Raw genomic sequence first — 22561 nt, 5'->3', positions numbered from 1 at the left:
ACAAGAGAGAGTACAGCTATGTATCACCTTCGAGTACCGCAAACGGAAGAAGAGTTAGAAGCGTATTACCAGTTCCGCTGGGAAATGCTGCGCAAGCCACTGCATCAGCCAAAAGGATCTGAACGCGACGCCTGGGATGCGATGGCCCATCATCAGATGGTGATGGACGAAGAGGGCAACCTCGTCGCCGTCGGGCGACTGTATATCAACGCTGATAACGAAGCGTCGATTCGTTTTATGGCGGTTCACCCTTCCGTGCAGGATAAAGGGCTGGGGACGCTAATGGCGATGACGCTGGAGTCCGTCGCCCGTCAGGAAGGCGTTAAGCGCGTCACCTGTAGCGCCCGGGAAGATGCCGTGGAGTTTTTTGCCAAACTCGGTTTTGTTAACCAGGGTGAAATCACCGCTCCGCAAACCACGCCGATTCGCCACTTTTTGATGATCAAACCCATCGCCACGCTGGACGATATTCTTCATCGCGCGGACTGGTGCGGGCAGCTGCAGCAGGCCTGGTATGAACACATCCCTCTGAGTGAAAAGATGGGCGTGCGCATTCAGCAGTACACCGGGCAAAAATTCATTACCACCATGCCGGAAACCGGCAATCAGAACCCTCACCACACCCTGTTTGCCGGCAGCCTGTTTTCCCTGGCGACGCTCACCGGCTGGGGGCTGATCTGGCTGATGCTGCGCGAGCGTCATCTCGGCGGCACTATTATTCTTGCCGATGCCCATATTCGTTACAGCGCGCCGATCAGCGGCAAGCCGAGCGCGGTGGCCGACCTGGGCGCTTTGGGCGGCGATCTCGACCGCCTGGCTCGCGGACGTAAAGCACGTGTGCAGATGCAGGTTGAGCTGTTTGGCGATGATACGCCAGGCGCTGTGTTTGAAGGCACCTATATCGTTCTTCCTGCGAAGCCGTATGGCGCGTATGAAGAGGGGGGGAACGAGGAAGAATAACGGTCTTCTGGAAAGCGGCTCGCAAATACACATCGTAGCAGGACGTATCCTTCGCTTTATTCGGCGTATCCCATTAACGTAATCAGCAAGGGGTACGTCATTGACGTACATTAGACATTTGTTACTATAAGCCAATGGCGTATGTTTAATGCTATTCATTGAAACGGACATTTTCACAGAAGACGTCAAAACGTTACTGGATGACGACGAATATCATCGGTTCCAGATATTCCTGGCGACACAACCGGAGTACGGCGATGTTATCCAGAATACGGGAGGCTTGCGAAAGATTCGCTGGCTTGCTGGCGGAAAGGGAAAGCGTGGTGGAGTCAGAGTTATCTATTTTTACCGTACGTGTGAGTTTGAAATCAGACTGCTGCTCATCTATCGCAAAGGGATTAAAGATGACCTGTCTGCGGGGGAGAAAGCTATTCTGAAAAAGATGATAGAGAGGTGGTAAATGGATAAGGCGCTGTTTGAGCGATTAACCCAAAGCGTTGGGCAAATGAACGAGATTGCCGAGGGCCAACGCGAGCCGTCGCGTATCTTTCAAATCGATGCGATGAAAATAAAAGAAATTCGTCAGGCATCCGGGTTGTCGCAGAGTAAATTCGCGACCTTAATCTCTGTCAGCGTTGATACATTGCGTAACTGGGAACAAGGCAGACGCTCGCCTACAGGCCCGGCTAAAGCGCTTTTGCGCGCTATTGCTAACGATCCTCAACATGTCATCCCTGCGCTATCGCAGTAATTAGCCCGGTTGCACTGAGGCTCACCGGGCTTTTATGGAGATTACTCCCCTTCACCCGGGAACAGGAACGGGTTAATCGAGCTACGGGCAAAGCCCTCCTGCTCCATCTTCGCATCCAGAATCAGCGAGGCGAGATCGTCGGCCACCGCTTCGACTTTCGGGTCTTTTTCCTGATACAGGATCTTCAGGTAGGTTCCGCAGTCGCCGCAGCTTTCGGCTTTCACCGCCGCGTCTTCATTTTCCAGCGACCAGTAGTTGAGATCGCGAGTCTGCTCGCAGTTGCTGCACTTCACGCGCACCACGTGCCACTCGGTTTCACACAGGTTGCAGTGCAGGTAGCGCAGCCCCTGCGTGGTCCCAATCTGCACCATGCTGGAGACCGGCATTGAGCCGCACACCGGGCAGAACTGGCGCGCTTCGCCGTATTCGGCGCGGGCTTTGCCCGGGATCAGGCTCGCCATTTGCGCCCAGTAGAGCGACAGCGCGGCCCAGATAAACGGCGCTTTATCGCTGCTGACCAGCGAGAAGTCGGAGGCAAACAGAGCGCTCGCCGTCTCTTCCAGCTCCAGATCGGAGGCTTTTTCCAGGTTCTCAATGACCGCCAGCGCCGTGCCGCTCATCTCCGGCTTCAGCTCGGCAATCAGCGAATGAAGCAGCTTATGCCAGTGCTTGTCGCGTGGCAGGACGTGAATATCCAGCGGCGGCTTGCCCTGCTCGTTAGCTTCTTTGATGCGCGCGGTCAGGTCCATTTGCAGCGGGTGATCGTACAGCACCACCTCCTGCGCATGGGCGACCAGCGCGGCAAAACGCAGAAAATCGCCCAGCGGGTTGTTCTCTGCCAGCTCGCGCAGACGCTCTGCGCGGCGGTTGTAGAGGTTCTTGAGTCTGGGGAATAACAACGGCGGAATATACTCCGCCGTACGTTTCTCGCTCGACCCCAGCTCATCTTGCGGGATTATGCGAATACTCATTCAGATGACTTTTCCTGTTTCTGGCGGACTTCACGGTACCAGCGCGGGTGATGTTTCTTCGCCCACGTTTTGGTTACCCATCCTTCCACCATCGCGGTAATGGTGCCTTTCACCCAGAGGGCGGCGTAAATATGCACCATGATAACCACAATTAACGCCACTGCGGCAAATGAATGCAGCATTAGCGCAAATCGGATCACCGGGATTGAGAAAGCAGGCGCAAAGTACGGACGCCAGATGATCACGCCGCTCACCAGCAACAGGACCAGGAAGATAATCGCCGCCCAGAATACGCATTTCTGGCCGAAGTTATAACGCCCGGTATCACCTACTTCCTCGTTGACGACGATCTTACGAATATTCTTCGCCCAAAAGATATCATCCCGATTGATTAGGTTATGGTGCCAGTAGCGGAAAAACATGATGATAAACGAGGCAAACATCACCACACCCACGAACGGGTGAAGGATGCGCGCCAGCTGCGGCGTGCCCAGGATCTGCATCAGCCAGTTGAAGGAGGGGAAGAAGAACCCCAGCCCGCTTATCGCCGCCAGCATGAAGCAGAAGGCGGTGACCCAGTGGTTGATGCGTTCCGGCGCGGTGTAGCGCACGATGGTGTCACGTTTTCTCATTTGCGCACCTCGTCTTTCTCTTCATGCAGGTTGTCGTCTTCCTCTTCCGCACGGTTCGGACCGACGCCGACGTAGTGGAAGATGCTCGCTGCGAAGGTGGCAGCAAAGCCCACCGCGGCCAGTGGTTTCCAGATGCCTTTCCAGAACTTCACGGTGGCGCTGATTTCCGGGTTCTCCGGCAGGCCGTGATACAGGTTCGGCTTGTCGGCGTGGTGCAGCACGTACATCACGTGCGTACCGCCAACCCCGGCCGGATCGTACAGGCCCGCGTTGTCGTAACCACGGGTTTTCAACTCGCCCACGCGCTCTGCCGCCAGCGTTTTCATATCCTCTTTGGAGCCAAAGTGGATAGCGCCGGTTGGGCAGGTCTTCACGCATGCAGGCTCCTGGCCCACGTTAACGCGGTCAACGCACAGGGTACATTTGTAGACGCGGTTGTCTTCCGGGTTCATGCGCGGCACGTCGAACGGACAGCCCGCGATGCAGTAGCCGCAGCCAATGCACTGCTCGGACTGGAAGTCGACGATGCCGTTGGCATACTGAATGATAGCTCCTTCTGACGGACACGCCTTCAGGCAGCCCGGATCCGCGCAGTGCATACAGCCGTCTTTGCGGATAAGCCATTCCAGTTTGTCGTTCTGCTCCACTTCCGAGAAACGCATTACCGTCCAGGACTTGGCGGTCAGGTCTGCCGGATTGTCGTACACCCCGACGTTGTGACCCACTTCGTCACGGATGTCGTTCCACTCAGAGCAGGCCACCTGACAGGCTTTACAGCCGATACAGGTGGTCACGTCGATCAGCTTCGCCACTTCCTGCTGGTGGTCCCGCGCCTGAGGCGCGGGCGTGAAACCGTTAGTCGCGGAACGACGGATAATGTCTTGAGATTGATAAGCCATAAGTCGTCTCCGTTACACCTTTTCCACGTTCACGAGGAAGGCCTTAAACTCCGGCGTCTGCGTGTTCGCATCGCCGACGAACGGCGTCAGGGTGTTCGCAATGAACCCTTTCTTCGCCACGCCCTCATAGCCCCAGTGAATTGGGATGCCGATGGTATCCACCTGCTGACCGTGAACGTTCAGCGTGCGAATACGCTTGGTCACCACCGCCTTGGCCTTGATGTAGCCGCGGTTAGAGGAGACCTTCACGGTATCGCCATGGGCAATGCCGAGCTTGTTCGCCAGCTTCTCGCCGATCTCCACAAACTGTTCCGGCTGCGCGATGGCGTTAAGCAGCGCGTGCTTGGTCCAGTAGTGGAAGTGTTCGGTCAGACGGTAAGTGGTGCCCACGTACGGGAACTTGTCTTTTTTACCCAGCGCTTCAAAGTCGCCCTTGAAGATACGCGCTGCCGGGTTAGAGACCACGTTCGGGTGCAGCGGGTTGGTGCCCAGCGGCGTCTCAAACGGCTCGTAGTGTTCCGGGAACGGCCCTTCTGCCATCTTATCGATAGCAAACAGACGGCCCATCCCTTCAGGCTGCATGATAAACGGCCCAACGTCGCTGCCTGGTGCGGCAGTGCTGTAGTCCGGAATATCCACGCCGCCCCATTTCGCGCCGTCCCACTTCAGAAGCTGACGCTTCGGATCCCACGGGTTACCCTGCGGGTCAGCGGAGGCACGGTTATAGAGGATGCGGCGGTTCAGCGGCCATGCCCATGCCCAGCCCAGCGTATTGCCGAGGCCCGACGGGTCGGCGTTGTCACGGTTGGCCATCTGGTTGCCTTTCGGCGTCCAGCTACCGGCAAAGATCCAGCAGCCGCTGGAGGTGGTACCGTCATCGCGCAGGTGGGCAAAGGTGCTGAGCTGATCGCCTTTTTTCGCCAGAACCGCGCCGGTGGCCGGGTCGATAACGTCCGCCAGCGCCTTACCGTTGCTCTCCATAGCCACTTCTTCCGGCGCAGGATTTTCCGGCGTCGAGTAGTTCCAGGTCATGTTCAGCACCGGCTCAGGGTTCGCGCCGCCTTCTGCCGCATACATCTTACGCAGGCGTAAGAAGATGCCGGCCAGGATCTCGCCGTCGTTCATGGCGATGCCCGGGGCGTCCGCGCCTTTCCAGTGCCACTGCAGCCAGCGGCCGGAGTTGACGATAGAACCGTTCTCTTCCGCGAAGCAGGTGGACGGCAGGCGGAACACTTCGGTCTGAATCTTCGACGGATCGACGTCGTTCGACTCACCGTGGTTCTGCCAGAAGGTCGAGGTCTCGGTGTTGAGCGGGTCAATCGTCACCAGGAACTTCAGCTTCGAGAGGGATTCAACAACCTTGTTCTTGTTCGGGAACGACGCCACCGGGTTAAAGCCCTGGCAGATATAGCCGTTGACCTGGCCCTGGTGCATCATTTCGAAGTACTGGAGAACGTCGTAACCTTTGTCCCACTTCGGCAGCCAGTCAAAGCCCCAGCTGTTTTCCGCCGTCGCTTTGTCGCCGTAGAAAGCTTTCATCAGCGAGACGAAGAACTTCGGATAGTTGCCCCAGTAGTTTACCTGGCCTTCGAGCAGCGGTTTTGGCGTGCTGGCCGTCAGGTAGGTCTGCAGATCAGTCTGTTTCTCGCTTGGCAGGTTCATGTAACCCGTCAGGCTCTGAGACAGCAGGCCGAGGTCGGTCAGACCCTGGATGTTAGAGTGACCGCGCAGGGCGTTCACGCCGCCGCCTGCCATCCCCATGTTGCCGAGCAGCAGCTGCACCATTGCCATGGTACGGATGTTCTGGGCGCCGATGGAGTGCTGCGTCCAGCCGAGTGCATACAGGAACGACGCGGTTTTGTCCTTCGCGCTGGTCTCCGCGATCAGCTCGCAGACCTTCAGGAAGTCCGCCTTCGGCGTGCCGCAGATGTTCTCGACAACGTCCGGCGTGTAGCGGGAAACGTGCTCTTTCAGCAGGTTCCATACGCAGCGCGGGTGTTGCAGGGTGGTGTCGCGCTTCGCAAAGCCGTTTTCGTCCAGCTCGTAGTTCCAGCTGGTTTTGTCGTACTTGCGTTTTTCCGCGTCATAACCGCTGAATAGGCCATCTTCGAAGTGGTAATCCTCACGCACGATCAGGCTGGCGTTGGTATAGGCTTCGGTGTACTCGCGGTTATATTTTTCGTTGGTCATCAGGTACAGCAGTACGCCTGACAGGAAAGTGATGTCAGTACCTGAACGAATAGGGGTGTAGAAATCCGCCACTGACGCAGTACGCGTAAAGCGGGGATCGATCACAATCAGTTTCGCACCGTTGTGGATTTTGGCTTCCATCGCCCAGCGGAACCCGACAGGGTGCGCTTCAGCGGCGTTACCGCCCATCACCACAATGAGGTTGGCGTTCTTGATGTCGACCCAGTGGTTGGTCATCGCACCGCGACCAAATGTTGGAGCAAGACTTGCTACCGTTGGTCCGTGTCAGACACGCGCCTGGTTGTCGACCGCGAGCATACCGAGTGCGCGCGTGAATTTCTGGGTTAAATAGCCGGTTTCGTTGCTGGAGGCAGAAGCACACAGCATCCCGGTGGAGAGCCAGCGGTTGACCGTGACGCCGTCGGCGTTCTTCTCAATAAAGTTGGCATCGCGGTCTTCTTTAATATGTTTTGCGATGCGGTCAAACGCCTCTTCCCAGCTGATTTGCTGCCATTTATCGGAGCCAGGTGCGCGATATTCCGGGAATTTCAGACGGCTTTCGGAGTGGATAAAGTCCACCAGACCGGCCCCTTTCGGGCACAGCGCGCCGCGGTTGACCGGATGGTCCGGGTCGCCTTCGATATGGAAAATAGACGCTTTGGCGTTTTTCGCACCGTCGCCGAGGCTATACATCAACAGCCCACAGCCGACGGAGCAGTACGTACAGGTGTTACGGGTTTCGCGGGTGCGCAGCAGTTTGTACTGCCGCGTTTCCGCCAGCGCTACGCCGGGCGCAAAGCCCAGTGCCGCCGCCGTGGTGCCTGCCATACCGCCAGCGCAGATCTTAAAGAACTGCCTTCTGCTGACCTGCATGGGTCACTCCTTGTTCGACATTGCTTATATATGTAGTTTTAACTTCGCGGTTGAGAATTGACCGCAAAGGAGAAAAATTTGCGTTAATCCCTCATTTCTCCGAGGGATATCATCAGAATACCACAATGTCGGTATACCTGTTCCAACGGCGTTAATACAAAGTGAACGTATTATCACTGTGTTGATTATAAAGTGTGATACTGATCACACTATAAGCTCTGCATGTTAAAGGGGTGTAGCGGGGGCCGGGTTGCACCTCTTCTTAATGAGTAGGACAATGAGTGTCGAAAAGTTGATCCATACTATGCGTAAGGCCTGCGGTTTATGCTGCAATAGCAGGCCTACTTCCGTGGTTGTTCAGGAATACCGCTGTGTCTAAACAAAACCGTGCTACCCGCTCATCGCCACTGCCTGCGGGCATTGTGGAAATGTCGGTACGCAGACCGCCCCACATTACCCATGCCACACCCGATTTTCTGGCTGAAGAAGTGCCCGTTGCCCTCGTTTACAACGGTATTTCGCACGTTGTGATGATGGCCTCACCCAAAGATCTCGAACTGTTCGCCATCGGTTTTTCCCTTTCGGAAGGCATCATTTCGCACCCGCAGGAGATCTACGGCATGGACGTGGTTCAGGCGTGTAACGGTCTTGAAGTGCAAATCGAACTCTCCAGCCGCCGCTTTATGGGGCTGAAAGAGCGCCGCCGCGCGCTGGCCGGGCGTACCGGGTGCGGTGTCTGTGGTGTTGAGCAGCTTAATGATATTGGCAAGCCCGTTGCGCCACTGCCGTTTACCCAGACCTTCAATCTGGCGCATCTCGACCGTGCGCTGGAAAATCTCAACGATGTTCAGCCCATCGGCCAACTGAGCGGCTGCACGCACGCGGCGGCGTGGGTATTGCCGTCAGGAGATATTGCTGGAGGGCATGAGGACGTGGGCCGCCACGTCGCGCTCGACAAGCTATTAGGCCGTCGTGCGGGGGAGAGCGATCTCTGGCAGCAGGGCGCGGCGCTTGTTTCCAGCCGCGCCAGCTATGAGATGGTGCAGAAGTCCGCGATGTGCGGCGTGGAAATTCTGTTTGCGGTGTCGGCGGCAACCACGCTGGCGGTGGAGGTGGCGGAGCGCTGCAATCTGACGTTGGTGGGGTTCTGCAAGCCGGGCAGGGCGACAATTTATACCCATCCGCAGCGGTTAATGGTTGATCAGTAATTTTGAACGATAAAAGCAAATCCTTCCGCTTTTAGTTGTTCAGGATGAGGGCTAGTATTTATCTCATCAAGGCACGGTGCCTTACCTAAACAACTTAATGAAAGGGTTTATATCATGAAAAGCATCAAAACTTTTGTCGCTGTAATCGCTCTGGCTACTTCTTTCGGTTCTTTCGCTGCACAGACAGTGACCGCCTCTGCTTCCACCATTGATAGCGCAGAAGCGAAAATCGCGGCTCAGGCTCAGGAAGCGGGCGCGTCATCCTACAAAATTACCCAGGCGTTCACCGGTAACCGCGTACACATGACCGCTGAACTGAACAAATAATTTCGCTATACCGTCGAAAGAGCGCCCCTGGGGCGCTTTTTTAGTTTATACCCGCCAGACGCAGCAGCGCCGTCACCACCGCCGCCGCGACGATCACCACAATTAACGGCATTTTTCGCCATGCCAGAAACACCGCGAACCCCACGCCCAGCACGCGCGCCATGCCCGCAAAATGTTCCCCTTCATAAAACGTGGTCGCCAGCGCGACGGAGAACAGCAAAACGGTAGCCGCATCGGAAAGCAGCGCCTGCGAACGTTCAGAAAGCGCCAGCCGGTTGCCCAGCTTTGCCCCCCCCAGACGCATCAGGTAGGTTCCGGCAGAAAGAATGGCGATGCCGAGAATAAAAAACGTCATGTTTCCCATTATTTTTTCCTCGCAGCGAGACCGAGTAACGAGAGCAGAACCGGTAAACCCACCGGGGCAAACGGCACGGCAGCCAGTGATAGCGCGGCACCGCTGCAGGCGCGGATAAGCGTGGTACGGTTTTTAAACGCGGGTACCACTAACGCCAGCAGGATCGCCGGAAACACCGCGTCCAGCCCGATGGTCTCCGGGTCCGGCAGCAGTTTACCGACCATGGCACCCAGCAGCGCCCCCACCGGCCAGATAATCGCCACGCCTAAACCGCACAGCCAGTAGGCCGCTTTACGCTGCTCGGGCGTTTTTTGCGACAGGCCAAACACCACGCTTTCATCGTTCATGATGTGATAGCCGAGATAGCTCAAACCCCGTTTGCCCACCAGTTCACGCACCGTCACGCCAAACGGCACATGGCGCGCGTTGACCAGCAAACCGGCGGCCGCTGCCGCCAGCGGGTTACCTCCGCTTGCCACAATACCGATAAACATAAACTCGGATGCGCCCGCCAGCACCGTGAGGGAAAGCACAAACGGCACCCACAGCGGAAAACCGTAGGCCATCGCCAGGGAGCCGTAAGACATGCCGACCACGCCTACCGCGAGGCAGACCAAAATTATCGCTTTTATCGTGTCGCCTTTCAGGCAAGAGAGGGGATTCTTCATATCATTTTAGCCATATCGAACGTATTTCCATTATAATGAACGCATCAAAATCGTTTTACAAGATGAACGAATCGTTCGTTATAGAGTGAAAGAGGCCGTTTTTATGACGCAGCCAATCAGCGTGATCGCCAAAAGCCTGGTGCGGGAACGCCTGCGAACCGGGCTGTCACTGGCGGAAATTGCCCGCCGTGCCGGGATCGCCAAATCTACGCTTTCTCAACTGGAGTCTGGCAACGGCAATCCTAGCCTGGAAACGCTCTGGTCGCTTTGCGTGGCGCTGGATATCCCGTTTGCCCGGTTACTGGAGCCGCAGCAGCCCGTCACGCAGGTGATCCGCCGCGGCGAGGGCACCAAGGTGGTTGCCGGACAGGCAAACTACGAGGCGATTTTGCTGGCGGCGTGTCCGCCGGGCGCGCGTCGTGATATCTATCTGCTGCTGACGCAGCCGGGCGCAGACCGTATTTCCCAGCCGCATCCGCCGGGGTCGGTTGAGCATATTATCGTGACCCAGGGGCGGGCGATGGTCGGCCTGATCGACGCGGCGGAAGAACTCGGCCCGGGCGATTACATTTGCTACCCTGCCGATCAGCCGCATATCTTTAAGGCGCTGGAGCCAGACACCCACGCCCTTCTGGTGGCGGAACAAAATTAACGAAGATACGGAAAATCATGTCGCTCAAAGCCATTGCTAAAGAACTGGGGCTGTCCGTCACTACCGTCAGCCGCGCCCTCAACGGGTATGACGATGTTTCTGCTGAGACGCGCGCCCGCGTGGAGGCGGAGGCCCAGCGCCGTGGTTACCGACCTAATACGTTTGCACGCCGCCTGAAGATGGGCAAAATCGATGCCGTCGGCCTCGTTTTTCCAGTGCATCCTGTTCCGCTCAATAACAGCGTTTTTATGGACATGGTCGGCGAAATTAGCCACGAACTGGCGCGACATGAGATCGACCTGCTGCTCATCGCCGACGATGATCTGGCGGATAAGCACAGCTATATGCGCATGGTGCAAAGCCGCCGCGTGGATGCGCTGATTGTGGCCCACACGCTTGATCGCGATCCGCGACTTGAACAGCTGCAGGCCGTCGGATTCCCTTTTCTGGCGCTTGGCCGCAGTCAGCTGCCGCAGCCGTACGCATGGTTCGACTTCGACAACTATGCTGGCACGTACCAGGCCACCCGCTGGCTGATTGAGAAAGGCCATCAGCGCATCGCCCTGCTGGGCGAAAGCAATAATCAGGCATTCATCACCCAGCGGCGACAGGGCTACCTGGACGCGCTGCGGGAAGCCGGGCTCTCCAGCGAATGGCTGCGCGCTATGCCCCCTTCGCGCCGCGTGGGGTATGCCACCACGAAAGAACTTCTCTCCCTGCCGCAGCCCCCCACGGCCATAATTACAGACTGCAACACCCACGGCGACGGCGCGGCGATGGCGCTGGCGGAACTGGGCCGCCTGACAGGCGAGAACGCCGTTGCGCTGGTGGTTTATGACGGACTTCCACAGGACAGCATCGTTGATGCTGACGTGGCGGCAGTTATCCAGTCCACTCGTCAGGGCGTCGGGAAACAGATTGCCGATATGGTGCGCCAGCTGATTAACGGCGACGACGTCGAACGGCTCCAGGTGCTCTGGCAGCCCGAATTCTTCCCGGGCCAGACGGCCTAAACCGCGTAAATTTCCAAACCCGATCACAGATCCGAAACGTTTTGGTTTGTATCCGAAACGTTTCGGATCAACACTCAAGACATCCCGACGACAGGAGATGTCTGATGCAAGATGCCATTTTACGACTCGAAAGCACCACGGTTGACGTGGTGATAAAAACCCAACCGTTCGCCGAAATTCTCTACTGGGGGCCGCACCTTCAGCACTTTTCGCCGCAGAATGTCGCTACGCTGGCGCGGCCGGTGGCAAATGGCAGGCTGGATGTGGACTCCCCGGTGACGCTGATGGCCGAGCTGGGGCACGGGCTGTTTGGCTCGCCCGGTATTGAGGGGCATCGCCAGGGGCTGGACGGTTCCCCGGTGTTTAAAACCACGCAGGTGCAGCAGGACGTAAACACCCTGACGATAACCGCCGAAGATGAATGCGCGGGACTGCGTCTGACCAGCGAGCTGACGCTGGAGGCCAGCGGCGTGCTGGTGGTGCGCCATGGGTTAACCAACCTGAAAGCGCTGGCGTGGCAGGTGGACCGATTCGCCGTCACGCTGCCGGTGGCCGAGCGCGCGCAGGAGGTTATGGCCTTTCACGGACGCTGGATCAGGGAATTTCAGCCGCACCGCGTCACGCTTGAACACGACAGCTTTGTGATTGAAAACCGTCGGGGTAAAACGTCCCACGAACATTTCCCGGCGCTGATCGCCGGTACGCCATCGTTCAGCGAAATGCAGGGCGACGTCTGGGGCGTGCATCTGGGCTGGAGCGGCAACCACCGCCTGCGCGCCGAAGCGAAAACCGATGGTCGCCGTTATATACAGGCCGAAGCGCTCTACCTGCCGGGTGAAATGGCGATTGAAGAGGGCGAAACGCTCTGGACGCCGCGCCTGTATGCCAGCTACTCCCCGCACGGGCTGAACGGCATGAGCCAGCAGTTCCACCGCTACCTGCGCGACAACATCATCCGCTTCCCGGAAAACAAACCGCGCCCGGTACACCTCAATACCTGGGAGGGGATCTACTTCAGCCACGACCCGGAGTACATCATGCGCATGGCCGATGAGGCCGCCGCGCTGGGCGTGGAGCGCTTTATCATTGACGACGGCTGGTTCAAAGGCCGCAACGACGACCATGCCGCGCTGGGCGACTGGTACCTGGATGAGAAAAAATACCCGAACGGCCTGACGCCGGTAATCAGTCACGTTAAACGGCTCGGCATGGAGTTTGGCATCTGGATCGAGCCGGAGATGTTTAACCCGGATTCCGATCTGTATCGCGCGCATCCTGACTGGGTGCTGGCGCTGCCGGGCTATCCCCAGGCGACCGGGCGGCACCAGCTGGTGCTCAATCTCAACATCCCAGAGGCCTTTGATTACCTGGTGGAGCGCATGAGCTGGCTGCTGGGCGAGCATGCGGTTGACTACGTGAAATGGGACATGAACCGCGAGCTGGTGCAGCCCGGGCACAACGGTATAGCCGCCGCCGACGCGCAGACCCGCCAGTTTTACCGCCTGCTGGACGTGCTGGGTGAGCGTTTTCCGCACATTGAATTTGAATCCTGCTCCTCCGGCGGGGGGCGAATCGATTATGAAGTGCTGACCCGCAGCCATCGCTTCTGGGCGTCCGACAACAACGACGCGCTGGAGCGCAACACGATCCAGCGCGGCATGAGCTATTTCTTCCCGCCGGAGGTGATGGGGGCGCATATCGGTCATCATAAATGTCACGCCACCTTCCGCCAGCACAGCATCGCTTTCCGTGGGCTGACGGCGCTGTTTGGGCATATGGGGCTGGAGTTGGATCCGCTCACCGTCGATGCGCAGGAGCGTGAGGGCTATCGCCATTATGCCGCGCTGTATAAACGGTGGCGTGAGGTGATTCATCACGGTACCCAGTGGCGCGTGGACATGCCGGATGCCACCACGCTGGCGCAGGGTATAGTGAGCGAAGACAAAACGCAGGGGCTGTTTTTGGTCAGCCAGCTCGCGATGCCGGATTACACCTTGATGATGCCGCTGCGCATGCCGGGGTTAGACGCCAGCGCGCAGTACCGCATCACGCTGCTGGATCATCCGAACATTCAGATCACGGGCGAGGGCGGGCACACCATGCGCAAGCTGCCAGCGTGGATGGAAGCCCCGCAAACGGCAAGCGGCGAATGGCTGATGCGGGCGGGTATTGCGCTGCCGATTCTGGATCCGGAAACCGCCATTCTGATTGGCGTGGAACGCGTGTAAAGGTGACGGGCCGGGCAACCGGCCCTCCGTTGAGGATAAAAATAATGAACACAACAACCTGTACCCACAAAGACAACCCCAATTTCTGGATCTTCGGGCTGTTCTTCTTTCTCTACTTCTTCATCATGGCCACCTGCTTTCCGTTCCTGCCGATCTGGCTGTCGGACATCATTGGCCTGAATAAAACCCATACCGGGATTGTCTTCTCCTGCATCTCGCTGTCGGCCATCGCGTTCCAGCCGGTGCTGGGCGTCATTTCGGACAAGCTGGGGCTGAAAAAACACCTGCTGTGGATCATCTCGGTGCTGCTGTTTCTGTTCGCACCGTTTTTCCTGTACGTCTTCGCGCCCCTGTTGAAAACCAATATCTGGCTGGGCGCGCTGAGCGGCGGGTTGTATATCGGCTTTGTTTTTTCAGCCGGATCCGGGGCGATTGAGGCCTACATTGAACGCGTGAGCCGCAACAGCTTCTTTGAGTACGGCAAGGCGCGCATGTTTGGCTGCCTCGGCTGGGGGCTTTGCGCCTCAACGGGCGGCATCCTGTTCGGCATCGACCCGTCGTATGTTTTCTGGATGGGATCGGCGGCGGCACTTTTGCTGATGCTGTTGCTGGTGGTCGCGAAACCGAAGCCCAACCAGACGGCGCAGGTGATGAACGCCCTGGGCGCGAACCAGCCGCAGATCACCGCTAAAACCGTGTTCAACCTGTTCCGCCAGCGCAGAATGTGGATGTTCATCCTGTACGTGATTGGCGTGGCCTGCGTGTATGACGTTTTCGACCAGCAGTTTGCCACCTTCTTTAAAACCTTCTTCGCCACGCCGCAGGAAGGGACCCGTGCCTTTGGTTTTGCCACCACGGCGGGGGAGATTTGTAACGCCATCATCATGTTCTGCTCGCCGTGGATCATTAACCGCATCGGCGCGAAGAACACGTTGCTGATCGCCGGGGTGATTATGGCGACGCGCATTATCGGCTCGTCGTTTGCCACCACCGCCGTGGAGGTCATCGCCCTCAAGATGCTGCACGCCCTGGAAGTCCCGTTCCTGCTGGTGGGGGCATTCAAATACATTACCGGAGTGTTTGATACGCGCCTGTCGGCCACCATCTATCTGATTGGTTTTCAGTTTGCCAAACAGTCGGCAGCGATTTTCCTCTCCGCCTTTGCCGGAAATATGTATGACCGGATCGGCTTTCAGGAGACGTATCTGATGCTGGGCTGTTTCGTGCTGGCGATTACGGTGGTATCGGCGTTTACGCTGAGCAGCAGGCGGGAGATTGCTGCACGAAGTAACACGGTGGAGGCGAATCAGGCATAGGCGCTGTAAAACGACGAAACCCACCAGAGGTGGGTTTCATAAATCGCTTTGCCTATGGTGTACGCAACCAGAACCTATAAAAAGGGGAAGTAGACAGTACAGGCTTTCAGGACCGAATTCTAACGGTTGAAGGATCCACCGTCAACTGTATCTACAGGTCTATGGTATGCTTCGGCACATCGTTCTGGGAGCACGAATAAATGCCGCAAGCTACTAATTATAAACCGATTATTTCATTGATCTCATCAATACGTCTGGACGGATATCGCACAACGTTTCGTCCGAATAATGAATGCGAATTATACGGCATATACATCTGGTCTCAGCATGCAGCAGCGTCCATTTATCCTCTCCTCCAAAACCTTGAGATCTCTTTAAGAAACGCCGTCGACAGAGAAGCCAGGGTGAGATTTGGCGATATGTGGTGGGAAACGATTCACTGCACAAAAGACCGGGATGAGTGTCATTTCTATAAAAACATCGAAAAGGCTAAAGAGTGCCTTACCCGGGAATGGCGCAAAAAAGAGATGAGACGCAGGCGAGGAGCTTATGCTCAGGTGCAACCGGTCCCGGAATGGAGTCACGATCGTATTATTGCCTCAACGGATTTTAGTACCTGGCATTATGTTTTGAATAATGAGTTTAACGCTCCCGCGCCGCGAGATAACCACGGGTATTTATGGCCAAAATCATTGAGTAAAGTCTTTAAAAATTACGCCAGAATCAACACGAACCCGCAAAAAGTCAGAAAAACGCTGATCGATCTCATCTTTGAACTGAGAGAGTATCGCAACCGTATTTCCCATCACGAACCTATCTGGGTTAAAGCGCCAAACGTGAATGACGCAAGAACGGCGATTGATACGATAAGAGTCAAGATAAACAAGATTGAACTTATCATCGAAGCCCTTGATATTAATCTGCTTAAGGTGATGAAAAAGGTAGGACTGTTTGAGAATGCCAGACGCGTTTGCTCACTAGAAGAGCTCAATATCTATCGTTATACGAAACCGTTTTGTGCGTTATCGCCCGAGCAGATTGCCGTTATCGAACAGTACTGTCACGATGCGAAAGAGAGGAACGAAACCATCATCTGGGAGCATAATACGGTAGTTTATGGATTGAGAACCTTGCGCTAAAAGCAGGTGACGCGTGCGTTGCATTACCTGCTTTGCCGTTACGCTAAGTAAAACACCTCTTTCAGTTCCGAACTCACCGGGCTGTTATCCGGGTTCGACGGCATGACGTCAGCCATATATTTCCACCAGCGCTGGCACACGTCGGTATTCGCCACCGCGTTCCAGCGCTCCTCCGACTCAATCTCCACCGTCGCAAACAGCAGGTTGCGTGCTTTATCGAGGTAAATGGCGTAGTGGTGCGCGCCGTGGGCTTTCAGCACAGCTTCCAGTTCGGGCCAGATCGGATTGTGGCGACGCGCGTACTCCTCGTGCGCGTCCGGGTTTATCTGCATCACAAACGCTTTGCGGATCATAATGCCTCCAGGTACAGCTCGCGGACCTCGTCGCGGCTGGCGGTGCGTGGGTTACACGGCGCACACGGATCGGCGAGGGCTTTATCCAGCCAGCCTTCGATATCGGCTTTGGTGACGCCGAGCTGGCTGAAGCCGGACGGAATGCCGACGCGGGCGCTCAGGTCGCGAATCGCCTGAATGGCGGACATGCTTGCGGCTTCATCGCTCATCCCGCGGGTATCGACGCCCATTGCCTGCGCCACGCGGGCAAAACGCGCGACCGCGTTCGGGCGGTTAAAGTTTTCGATGATCGGCAGCAGGATGGCGTTGCACACGCCATGCGGCAGGTTGTGCGTTGCGCCCGGTTGGTGCGCCAGAGCATGTACCAGCCCCAGCCCGGCGCTGTTAAACGCCATACCTGCCAGGTACTGACCAAACGCCATCTGCTCGCGCGCTTCCAGGTTATGACCGTCGTCGACCGCTTTCGGCAGCCAGAGGTTAATCAGGCGAATCGCTTCCAGCGCGTTGGCATCGGTCAGCGGGTGTGCGCCAACGGACACATAGGCTTCAATGGCGTGCGTTAACGCATCCATACCGGTTGCGGCGGTCACGGAGGCCGGAATATCAAGCATCACGCTGGCATCGTCCACGGCAATATCCGGGATGATGTTCGGGTCGATAATCACCTCTTTCACCTGACGCGCGGAGTCGATGATCACTGCGTTGCTGGTCATCTCTGCCGCGGTGCCTGCGGTAGTGTTGATCGCCACCAGCGGCACGCCTGCGTTTTTCACCTTGCCGACGCCGGAGTAATCGGTAGACGGGCCTGGATTAGCGGTGAGGATTTTAATCGCCTTGGCGGTATCAATCGGGCTGCCGCCGCCAAAGGCGATGATGTAATCACACTCCGCGTCCCGGTAAGCCGCAAATCCTTTTTGCACCAGCGCTTCCGTCGGGTTCGGAAACACCTCATCGAACAGGTGATATGACATTTGATGGGCGTCCAGCGCGGTAAACAGGCTGTCGAGCAGGCCCAGTTTCACCAGTTGGCCGTCGGTGACAATTAGCGCTTTGCCCCACTGCCTGGTCGCCACCAGGTTGACCATATCGCCGATTGCACCCGCGCCATGCAGGCTAATTTTGGGAAGTGCCAACATAAAGCTCATGATAATTCTCCTTAACTATCGCCTGTGGCGTTACGCGTATAAATCCAGGGCCGACTGCATCGGGGTAACGTCAAAACGTTTGCCCAGGGCGATCAGCTCTTCCCGGGTGATGGTCTGCTTCATGCCGCCCATGGAATAGACCTTCACCAGCACCTCCGCGGATTTCTCGGCGGTGTCGATCAGGCCAAAGGTTTCATCCAGAGTCGGACCGCTGCCGAAGACGCCGTGAAACGGCCACAGCACCAGGGCGTGCTTTTGCATATCCGTCGCGGTCGCCTGACCGATTTCATCGGTACCCGGCACCATCCACGGCAGAATGCCGACGCCGTCCGGGAAGACCACCAGGCATTCGGTACTGCCTTCCCACAGCTTGCGGGTAAAGAAATCAGAATTATTTTCCAGCACGTAGGTCAGGGCGATCAGGTTAGTGGCGTGGCAGTGCATGATCACGCGGTCTTTGCCATTGGTCGCCTTGATGCGCTCGCAGTGGGAGAGGAAGTGCGCCGGCAGTTCAGAGGTCGGCACCGCGTCGTCCGTTAGCCCCCACAGAATGTGGTATCCCGCGCCGTCGCTGTCTACCCTCACGACGCCGAGATTGGCTTCCGGGTCCAGCTGAACGTTACGGAAGAACTTGCCGGAACCGGTAACGATAAACGGCGTGTTGGCGAGCAGCGGCATCGGCTGGCTCAGGGCAATATAGCGTGGCTTCTGATGAAAATCGGCGGCGTACGGCTCGATGTCCGCATCGTCCAGGCGCAGCGTGAGGTTGCCGCCGTTGCGCTCGTCCCAGCCCTTCAGCCAGGCGTCGGAGGTGGCTTTGATCATGCCCTGGACGAACCAGGAGATGGTGATGGTCTGCATACAGTGTTTCCTTTGAAAATGCCGGGTGGCGTTACGCTTACCCGGCCTGCTTTTACCTGTAGGCCCGGCATGCAATGCGCTGCCGGGCGATATTTTTTACTGACGAGCGGCGAGAACGTCCTTCTCATACGCCCGCACGTTGTCCAGCCACTGGCTGCCCGCAGGCGCATCGTGACGCTGGCAGTACATCTCCCACACCGCCGGCCACGGCAGGGATTTCTGCTCCTCCAGCAGCGCCAGGCGCGCGGTGTAATCGCCGCTCTTTTCCAACTGTTTCAGCGCGGCGGTTGGCTCCAGCAGAGCGCGCAGCAGCGCTTTCTTCATGTTGCGGGTGCCGATAACCCACGCCGCGATGCGGTTGATGGAGGCGTCAAAGAAGTCGAGTCCGATGTGCACGCGGTCAAACAGATCGTGGCGGATGATTTCGCTGGCAATCGCCTGGGTTTCGTCGTCCAGCAGGACTACGTGGTCGCTGTCCCAGCGCACCGGACGGCTGACGTGCAGCAGCAGGCGCGGCACGTAGAGCATGGCGGCGGAAATTTTGTCGGAGATGACTTCCGTTGGGTGGAAGTGGCCAGCATCCAGGCACAGCGCGGTCTGGCGGCTGGTGGCGTAGCCCATGTAGAACTCGTTTGAGCCCACGGTGTAGCTCTCTGCACCAATGCCGAACAGCTTGCTCTCGACGGCGTCGATGTGGTGCGCCGGGTCCAGCTTCTCGCTGATGGCTTCATCCAGCGCGGCGAGCAGGCGCTGGCGTGGCGCCAGACGGTCAACGGTGATGTCCTTCATGCCATCCGGGATCCAGATATTCATCACCGACGGCGTGCCGAGCTGCTCGCCGAAATACGCCGAGACGCGGCGGCTGGCCTTCACGTGGTCGATCCAGAACTGCCGGATTTCGTCGTTGGCGTGTGCAAGGGTAAACCCGTCTGCGCTCAGCGGGTGCGAGAAGCAGGACGGGTTAAAATCCAGTCCCAGCCGGTTGGCCTTTGCCCACTCCACCCAGTTCTTAAAGTGTTCCGGTTTGATTTCGTTACGCGCGACCGGTGCGTCGGATTCGAGATAAATCGCGTGCAGGTTCAGGCGTTTTGGCCCTGGGATGAGGCTCAGCGCCAGCTCCAGATCCGCACGCAGTTCGGTGGCGTTGCGCGCTTTGCCCGGGTAGTTACCCGTTGCCTGAATGCCACCCGTCAGGGAACCGCCCGGATTTTCGAAACCGGCGACGTCATCACCCTGCCAGCAGTGCATGGAGACGGGCAGACGGTCGAGCTGGCGCAGCGCCTCTTCGACATCCACGCCGACGGCGGCGAAACGCTGTTTAGCCAGGTCCCAGGCTTGTTCAAGTTGAGTGGTCATGCGCAAAGCTCCTTAGTCAGTCGTTTTTGCTGAAACTGCGCCCGGTAGCGGGCAATGTCATGGCAGGGATTGGGGGTGAAGGTGGTCAGGCTGTTATTCGCCGTCACCACCGAACGGAAATCGTCGACGTTTGATAGTTCGTCCAGCGTCATCAACTGAATGCCAATGTTGCCGAGCGTGGAAGCCTCTACGGGACCTGCCACCACCGTAATGCCGCAGGCATCGGCGCAGAGCTGGTTCAGCAGCTGGTTCTGGCAGCCGCCGCCCACGATGTGCAGCTGGCTGAACGGTTTACCGCGAAGGCTCGCCAGCTCGCTCAGGATGTCGGCATAGAGCAGGGCGAGGCTGTCAAAAATACAGCGCGCCAGCTCGGCGGGGCGGGAAGGTACCGGCTGCCCCGCGTCAAAACAGGCGGCCTGGATTTCGGCGCTCATGTGCACCGGGTTAATAAAGCGGTCGTCGTTCGGGTTAATCAGGAAGGTGCAGGCCTTCAGCTTTTCGGTTTCCGCGATAAGCGCGGGCAGGTCGGTGACGTTCTGCTCTTTCAGCACCCGCTGGAGCAGCCACAGGCCCATGATGTTCTTCAGCACGCGGTAGCGTCCTTCGGCACCGCCTTCGTTGGTGATATTGGCGGCCAGCGCGGCGTCGCTGGTGTAAGGCGTTTTGCTCTCAAAACCCATCAGCGACCAGGTGCCGGAGGAGAGATAGGCCGCGTCTTTGCTGGCGAGCGGCGAGGCAATGACCGCGCTTGCGGTGTCGTGACTGGCGACGGCGACAACGGGAATTTCATTCCCCTGCGGGCAAATCCACTGGCCGATGACATTGCCCGGATGGGTTGGCGCGCCGAACCAGGACGGCGAGGCGCCCGTCCATGCCAGCAGGTGTTCATCCCAGTTATCGGTGTTGATATTGACCAGCTGCGTGGTGGTGGCGTTGGTGTATTCCCAGTTCATGTTGCCGGTCAGACGATAGCTTAAGTAGTCCGGGATCAGCAGCGCATGCGCCACCTTTTCAACCAGCTCTGGCTGTTGCTCCACCAGCGCGCGCAGCTGGTACAGCGTGTTAAACGGCAGAAACTGAATGCCGCTGCGACCATAGATGTTCTCCTTGCCAAGCTGCGCGATGGCGTGCGCCATCAGCCCATCGGTGCGGCTGTCGCGGTAGGAGACGGGCAGGCCGACGCGTTCGCCGTGACTGTCCAGCAGCACGTAATCCACGCCCCAGGTATCAATGCCGATACTGTCGATGCGGATACCGTCTTCGCAGACGTTGTGAAGTCCGGTGCGGATCTCCGCCTCCAGCGCATCGATATCCCAGGTCACAAAACCGTCCTGTTTTTGCAGACAATTGGCGAAACGGTGCATTTCGCGAAGCGTAAGGGTGTGCTGGTCACAGTCCCAGGTGGCGAGCATTACACGGCCGCTGGATGCGCCTAAATCGACAGCCACACAATGGCGAAAAGTCATGGTCGGGTCCTTTCTTAAGTCATTAACGATGAGTGTAAGAAAGGGAAGAAATAGCCACCTTCTCTCCACTGACAGCCCAAATCTCGCGCTGGCAAGAAAGCAAAGGTGAACGTGAGGGAGTTCACAGTTTCCAGTAATGGTGGGGTTTGCAGGCAGTGTGACGCTGACCGCATTTCCCGATCTTTCCGCCTGTTTCTTGAAAAATCGGCAGCTTTTGCGCGGTTTACTGTCAAAAATTTAAGGTGAGCGTGGAGGGCCTTAATTACTATTTTGAGAACTTTTCTCATTGGTGGGGGCCGTTATGACCGTACTGCACAGCGTCGATTTTTTTCCTTCGGGGGCTTCTCCCGTCGCGATTGAGCCACGGCTTCCTCAGGCTGCGTTCCCGGAGCATCATCATGATTTTCATGAGATTGTGATTGTTGAGCACGGAACAGGCATCCACGTATTCAACGGTCAGCCGTATACCATCAGCGGCGGTACGGTGTGCTTCGTGCGCGACCACGACCGGCACCTGTATGAACATACCGACAACCTGTGTCTGACCAACGTGCTCTATCGTTCCCCGGATGCGTTCCAGTTTCTCTCCGGACTGAATCAGCTGTTGCCGCAGGAGAAGGACGGCCACTACCCGTCGCACTGGCGGGTGAATCAATCCACGTTACAGCAGGTGCGTCAGCTGGTGAGCCAGATGGAGCAGAGCGAGGACGGGCAGGAGACGCACGCGATTGCCACCCGCGAGCTGCTGTTTATGCAGTTGCTGGTGCTGCTGCGCCGAAGCAGCCTGGTGGAAGGGATGGAAAATAATGACGCACGGCTGAACCAGCTCATGGCCTGGCTGGAAGATCATTTCGCTGAAGATGTCTGCTGGGAAACGCTGGCGGACGACTTTTCGCTCTCGTTGCGCACGCTGCATCGTCAGCTCAAGCAGCATACCGGGCTCACGCCGCAGCGTTACCTTAACCGTCTGCGCCTGATCAAAGCGCGTCACCTTTTACGGCATACCGACGAAAGCGTTACAGAAATTGCTTATCGCTGCGGTTTCGGCGACAGTAATCACTTTTCGACGCTATTTCGCCGGGAATTTAGCTGGTCGCCGCGCGATATTCGTCAGGGGAAAGACGCGTTGCTTCAGTAACGCGAGGGCAGTCACCGTTTTCAGGCCGCAAAAAAGCTAATAATGCCCGGTTATTCGCCG

Annotated in this window: 22 protein-coding genes; 11 read left to right on the top strand and 11 right to left on the bottom strand. The window is 57.4% G+C overall.

Features of this window, described 5'->3' with window-relative positions; all coding sequences use genetic code 11:
• The first annotated feature begins 18 nt into the window (after positions 1-18).
• From fabY to nadS, 3 genes are all read left to right on the top strand, one after another.
• Positions 19-960: a fatty acid biosynthesis protein FabY gene (gene fabY, locus DG357_RS22450; RefSeq protein ID WP_047366783.1), complete on the top strand. Its 942-nt coding sequence runs from the start codon at positions 19-21 to the stop codon at positions 958-960.
• Positions 961-1108: 148 nt separating this feature from the next.
• Positions 1109-1420, top strand: coding sequence for a hypothetical protein (locus DG357_RS22445; RefSeq protein ID WP_047366784.1), 312 nt, complete (start codon positions 1109-1111; stop codon positions 1418-1420).
• Positions 1421-1711 carry a NadS family protein gene (nadS, locus tag DG357_RS22440; RefSeq protein WP_047366785.1) on the top strand — a complete coding sequence of 97 codons (291 nt, stop codon included), beginning with the start codon at positions 1421-1423 and terminating at the stop codon, positions 1709-1711.
• Between the two features lie 41 nt (positions 1712-1752).
• Here nadS and fdhE read toward each other — a convergent pair whose 3' ends face one another.
• From fdhE to fdnG, 4 genes are read right to left on the bottom strand one after another with little or no spacing between them, the layout of a single operon-like run.
• On the bottom strand, positions 1753-2682 hold the full coding sequence (gene fdhE, locus DG357_RS22435) for a formate dehydrogenase accessory protein FdhE (RefSeq protein WP_063437456.1): 930 nt from the start codon (positions 2680-2682) through the stop codon (positions 1753-1755).
• Positions 2679-3314 (bottom strand): formate dehydrogenase cytochrome b556 subunit, encoded by a 636-nt coding sequence (fdoI, locus tag DG357_RS22430; protein WP_015569914.1) that lies wholly within the window; start codon positions 3312-3314, stop codon positions 2679-2681. The genes fdhE and fdoI overlap by 4 nt, the downstream gene beginning before the upstream one ends.
• Complete coding sequence (fdxH, locus tag DG357_RS22425) at positions 3311-4213, bottom strand: formate dehydrogenase subunit beta (protein ID WP_003861960.1); 903 nt, start codon at positions 4211-4213, stop codon at positions 3311-3313. Before fdxH ends, fdoI begins: the two co-directional genes overlap by 4 nt.
• Positions 4214-4225: 12 nt before the next feature.
• Positions 4226-7276, bottom strand: coding sequence for a formate dehydrogenase-N subunit alpha (gene fdnG, locus DG357_RS22420; protein ID WP_088204727.1), 3051 nt, complete (start codon positions 7274-7276; stop codon positions 4226-4228).
• 371 nt (positions 7277-7647) lie between these two features.
• Here fdnG and fdhD point away from each other — a divergent pair, with 371 nt between their 5' ends.
• Together fdhD and DG357_RS22405 are read left to right on the top strand one after the other, a co-directional pair.
• Positions 7648-8484 carry a formate dehydrogenase accessory sulfurtransferase FdhD gene (fdhD, locus tag DG357_RS22410; protein ID WP_045260237.1) on the top strand — a complete coding sequence of 279 codons (837 nt, stop codon included), beginning with the start codon at positions 7648-7650 and terminating at the stop codon, positions 8482-8484.
• 114 nt (positions 8485-8598) lie between these two features.
• On the top strand, positions 8599-8811 hold the full coding sequence (locus DG357_RS22405; RefSeq protein ID WP_028014869.1) for a YdgH/BhsA/McbA family protein: 213 nt from the start codon (positions 8599-8601) through the stop codon (positions 8809-8811).
• 40 nt (positions 8812-8851) lie between these two features.
• Here the strand turns inward: DG357_RS22405 and DG357_RS22400 are convergent, their stop codons facing one another.
• Positions 8852-9175 (bottom strand): AzlD domain-containing protein, encoded by a 324-nt coding sequence (locus tag DG357_RS22400; protein ID WP_028014868.1) that lies wholly within the window; start codon positions 9173-9175, stop codon positions 8852-8854.
• The gene (locus DG357_RS22395; RefSeq protein WP_088204728.1) at positions 9175-9834 is read right to left on the bottom strand and encodes an AzlC family ABC transporter permease; all 660 of its coding nucleotides are present in this window, start codon (positions 9832-9834) and stop codon (positions 9175-9177) included. The genes DG357_RS22400 and DG357_RS22395 overlap by 1 nt, the downstream gene beginning before the upstream one ends.
• A gap of 103 nt (positions 9835-9937) precedes the next feature.
• Here DG357_RS22395 and DG357_RS22390 point away from each other — a divergent pair, with 103 nt between their 5' ends.
• The 5 genes from DG357_RS22390 (at position 9938) to DG357_RS22370 (ending at position 16182) form a co-directional block, all read left to right on the top strand.
• Positions 9938-10486 (top strand): helix-turn-helix domain-containing protein, encoded by a 549-nt coding sequence (locus tag DG357_RS22390; RefSeq protein ID WP_003861973.1) that lies wholly within the window; start codon positions 9938-9940, stop codon positions 10484-10486.
• A gap of 17 nt (positions 10487-10503) precedes the next feature.
• Complete coding sequence (locus tag DG357_RS22385) at positions 10504-11499, top strand: LacI family DNA-binding transcriptional regulator (RefSeq protein WP_045260238.1); 996 nt, start codon at positions 10504-10506, stop codon at positions 11497-11499.
• 104 nt (positions 11500-11603) lie between these two features.
• Positions 11604-13727: an alpha-galactosidase gene (locus DG357_RS22380; RefSeq protein WP_088204729.1), complete on the top strand. Its 2124-nt coding sequence runs from the start codon at positions 11604-11606 to the stop codon at positions 13725-13727.
• Between the two features lie 44 nt (positions 13728-13771).
• The gene (locus DG357_RS22375; protein ID WP_049000046.1) at positions 13772-15043 is read left to right on the top strand and encodes an MFS transporter; all 1272 of its coding nucleotides are present in this window, start codon (positions 13772-13774) and stop codon (positions 15041-15043) included.
• A 200-nt stretch (positions 15044-15243) separates the two neighbouring features.
• A complete protein-coding gene (locus DG357_RS22370; RefSeq protein ID WP_088204730.1) occupies positions 15244-16182 on the top strand; it encodes an Abi family protein in 939 nt (312 codons plus the stop codon).
• A gap of 38 nt (positions 16183-16220) precedes the next feature.
• Here the strand turns inward: DG357_RS22370 and rhaM are convergent, their stop codons facing one another.
• From rhaM to rhaB, 5 genes are all read right to left on the bottom strand, one after another.
• Entirely contained in the window at positions 16221-16535 is a 315-nt protein-coding gene (gene rhaM, locus DG357_RS22365) for an L-rhamnose mutarotase (RefSeq protein WP_088204731.1), read from the bottom strand.
• On the bottom strand, positions 16532-17680 hold the full coding sequence (gene fucO, locus DG357_RS22360) for a lactaldehyde reductase (protein WP_088204732.1): 1149 nt from the start codon (positions 17678-17680) through the stop codon (positions 16532-16534). The genes rhaM and fucO overlap by 4 nt, the downstream gene beginning before the upstream one ends.
• A 30-nt stretch (positions 17681-17710) precedes the next feature.
• On the bottom strand, positions 17711-18541 hold the full coding sequence (gene rhaD / locus DG357_RS22355; RefSeq protein WP_088204733.1) for a rhamnulose-1-phosphate aldolase: 831 nt from the start codon (positions 18539-18541) through the stop codon (positions 17711-17713).
• Positions 18542-18637: 96 nt separating this feature from the next.
• Positions 18638-19897, bottom strand: coding sequence for an L-rhamnose isomerase (gene rhaA / locus DG357_RS22350; RefSeq protein WP_088204734.1), 1260 nt, complete (start codon positions 19895-19897; stop codon positions 18638-18640).
• The gene (gene rhaB / locus DG357_RS22345; protein ID WP_063155513.1) at positions 19894-21363 is read right to left on the bottom strand and encodes a rhamnulokinase; all 1470 of its coding nucleotides are present in this window, start codon (positions 21361-21363) and stop codon (positions 19894-19896) included. Before rhaB ends, rhaA begins: the two co-directional genes overlap by 4 nt.
• A gap of 301 nt (positions 21364-21664) precedes the next feature.
• Here rhaB and rhaS point away from each other — a divergent pair, with 301 nt between their 5' ends.
• A complete protein-coding gene (gene rhaS / locus DG357_RS22335) occupies positions 21665-22501 on the top strand; it encodes an HTH-type transcriptional activator RhaS (protein WP_041911785.1) in 837 nt (278 codons plus the stop codon).
• Positions 22502-22561 lie beyond the last annotated feature (60 nt).

This window comes from Enterobacter bugandensis (genome assembly GCF_900324475.1).
In the GTDB taxonomy this organism is placed as follows: Bacteria; Pseudomonadota; Gammaproteobacteria; order Enterobacterales; family Enterobacteriaceae; genus Enterobacter; species Enterobacter bugandensis.
This window is presented reverse-complemented; position numbering and strand designations above follow the sequence as displayed.

What these genes read in the sequence shown, in the direction of transcription:
- DG357_RS22385 (WP_045260238.1), top strand. Translation starts at nt 10,504, where the DNA reads ATGTCGCTCAAAGCCATTGCTAAAGAACTGGGGCTGTCCGTCACTACC.
- DG357_RS22445 (WP_047366784.1), top strand. Translation starts at nt 1,109, where the DNA reads ATGCTATTCATTGAAACGGACATTTTCACAGAAGACGTCAAAACGTTA.
- DG357_RS22400 (WP_028014868.1), bottom strand. Translation starts at nt 9,175, where the DNA reads ATGGGAAACATGACGTTTTTTATTCTCGGCATCGCCATTCTTTCTGCC.
- DG357_RS22395 (WP_088204728.1), bottom strand. Translation starts at nt 9,834, where the DNA reads ATGAAGAATCCCCTCTCTTGCCTGAAAGGCGACACGATAAAAGCGATA.
- rhaD (WP_088204733.1), bottom strand. Translation starts at nt 18,541, where the DNA reads ATGCAGACCATCACCATCTCCTGGTTCGTCCAGGGCATGATCAAAGCC.
- rhaB (WP_063155513.1), bottom strand. Translation starts at nt 21,363, where the DNA reads ATGACTTTTCGCCATTGTGTGGCTGTCGATTTAGGCGCATCCAGCGGC.
- DG357_RS22390 (WP_003861973.1), top strand. Translation starts at nt 9,938, where the DNA reads ATGACGCAGCCAATCAGCGTGATCGCCAAAAGCCTGGTGCGGGAACGC.
- rhaS (WP_041911785.1), top strand. Translation starts at nt 21,665, where the DNA reads ATGACCGTACTGCACAGCGTCGATTTTTTTCCTTCGGGGGCTTCTCCC.
- rhaA (WP_088204734.1), bottom strand. Translation starts at nt 19,897, where the DNA reads ATGACCACTCAACTTGAACAAGCCTGGGACCTGGCTAAACAGCGTTTC.
- DG357_RS22405 (WP_028014869.1), top strand. Translation starts at nt 8,599, where the DNA reads ATGAAAAGCATCAAAACTTTTGTCGCTGTAATCGCTCTGGCTACTTCT.
- DG357_RS22370 (WP_088204730.1), top strand. Translation starts at nt 15,244, where the DNA reads ATGCCGCAAGCTACTAATTATAAACCGATTATTTCATTGATCTCATCA.
- fdhE (WP_063437456.1), bottom strand. Translation starts at nt 2,682, where the DNA reads ATGAGTATTCGCATAATCCCGCAAGATGAGCTGGGGTCGAGCGAGAAA.
- DG357_RS22375 (WP_049000046.1), top strand. Translation starts at nt 13,772, where the DNA reads ATGAACACAACAACCTGTACCCACAAAGACAACCCCAATTTCTGGATC.
- DG357_RS22380 (WP_088204729.1), top strand. Translation starts at nt 11,604, where the DNA reads ATGCAAGATGCCATTTTACGACTCGAAAGCACCACGGTTGACGTGGTG.
- fdxH (WP_003861960.1), bottom strand. Translation starts at nt 4,213, where the DNA reads ATGGCTTATCAATCTCAAGACATTATCCGTCGTTCCGCGACTAACGGT.
- nadS (WP_047366785.1), top strand. Translation starts at nt 1,421, where the DNA reads ATGGATAAGGCGCTGTTTGAGCGATTAACCCAAAGCGTTGGGCAAATG.
- rhaM (WP_088204731.1), bottom strand. Translation starts at nt 16,535, where the DNA reads ATGATCCGCAAAGCGTTTGTGATGCAGATAAACCCGGACGCGCACGAG.
- fucO (WP_088204732.1), bottom strand. Translation starts at nt 17,680, where the DNA reads ATGAGCTTTATGTTGGCACTTCCCAAAATTAGCCTGCATGGCGCGGGT.
- fdoI (WP_015569914.1), bottom strand. Translation starts at nt 3,314, where the DNA reads ATGAGAAAACGTGACACCATCGTGCGCTACACCGCGCCGGAACGCATC.
- fabY (WP_047366783.1), top strand. Translation starts at nt 19, where the DNA reads ATGTATCACCTTCGAGTACCGCAAACGGAAGAAGAGTTAGAAGCGTAT.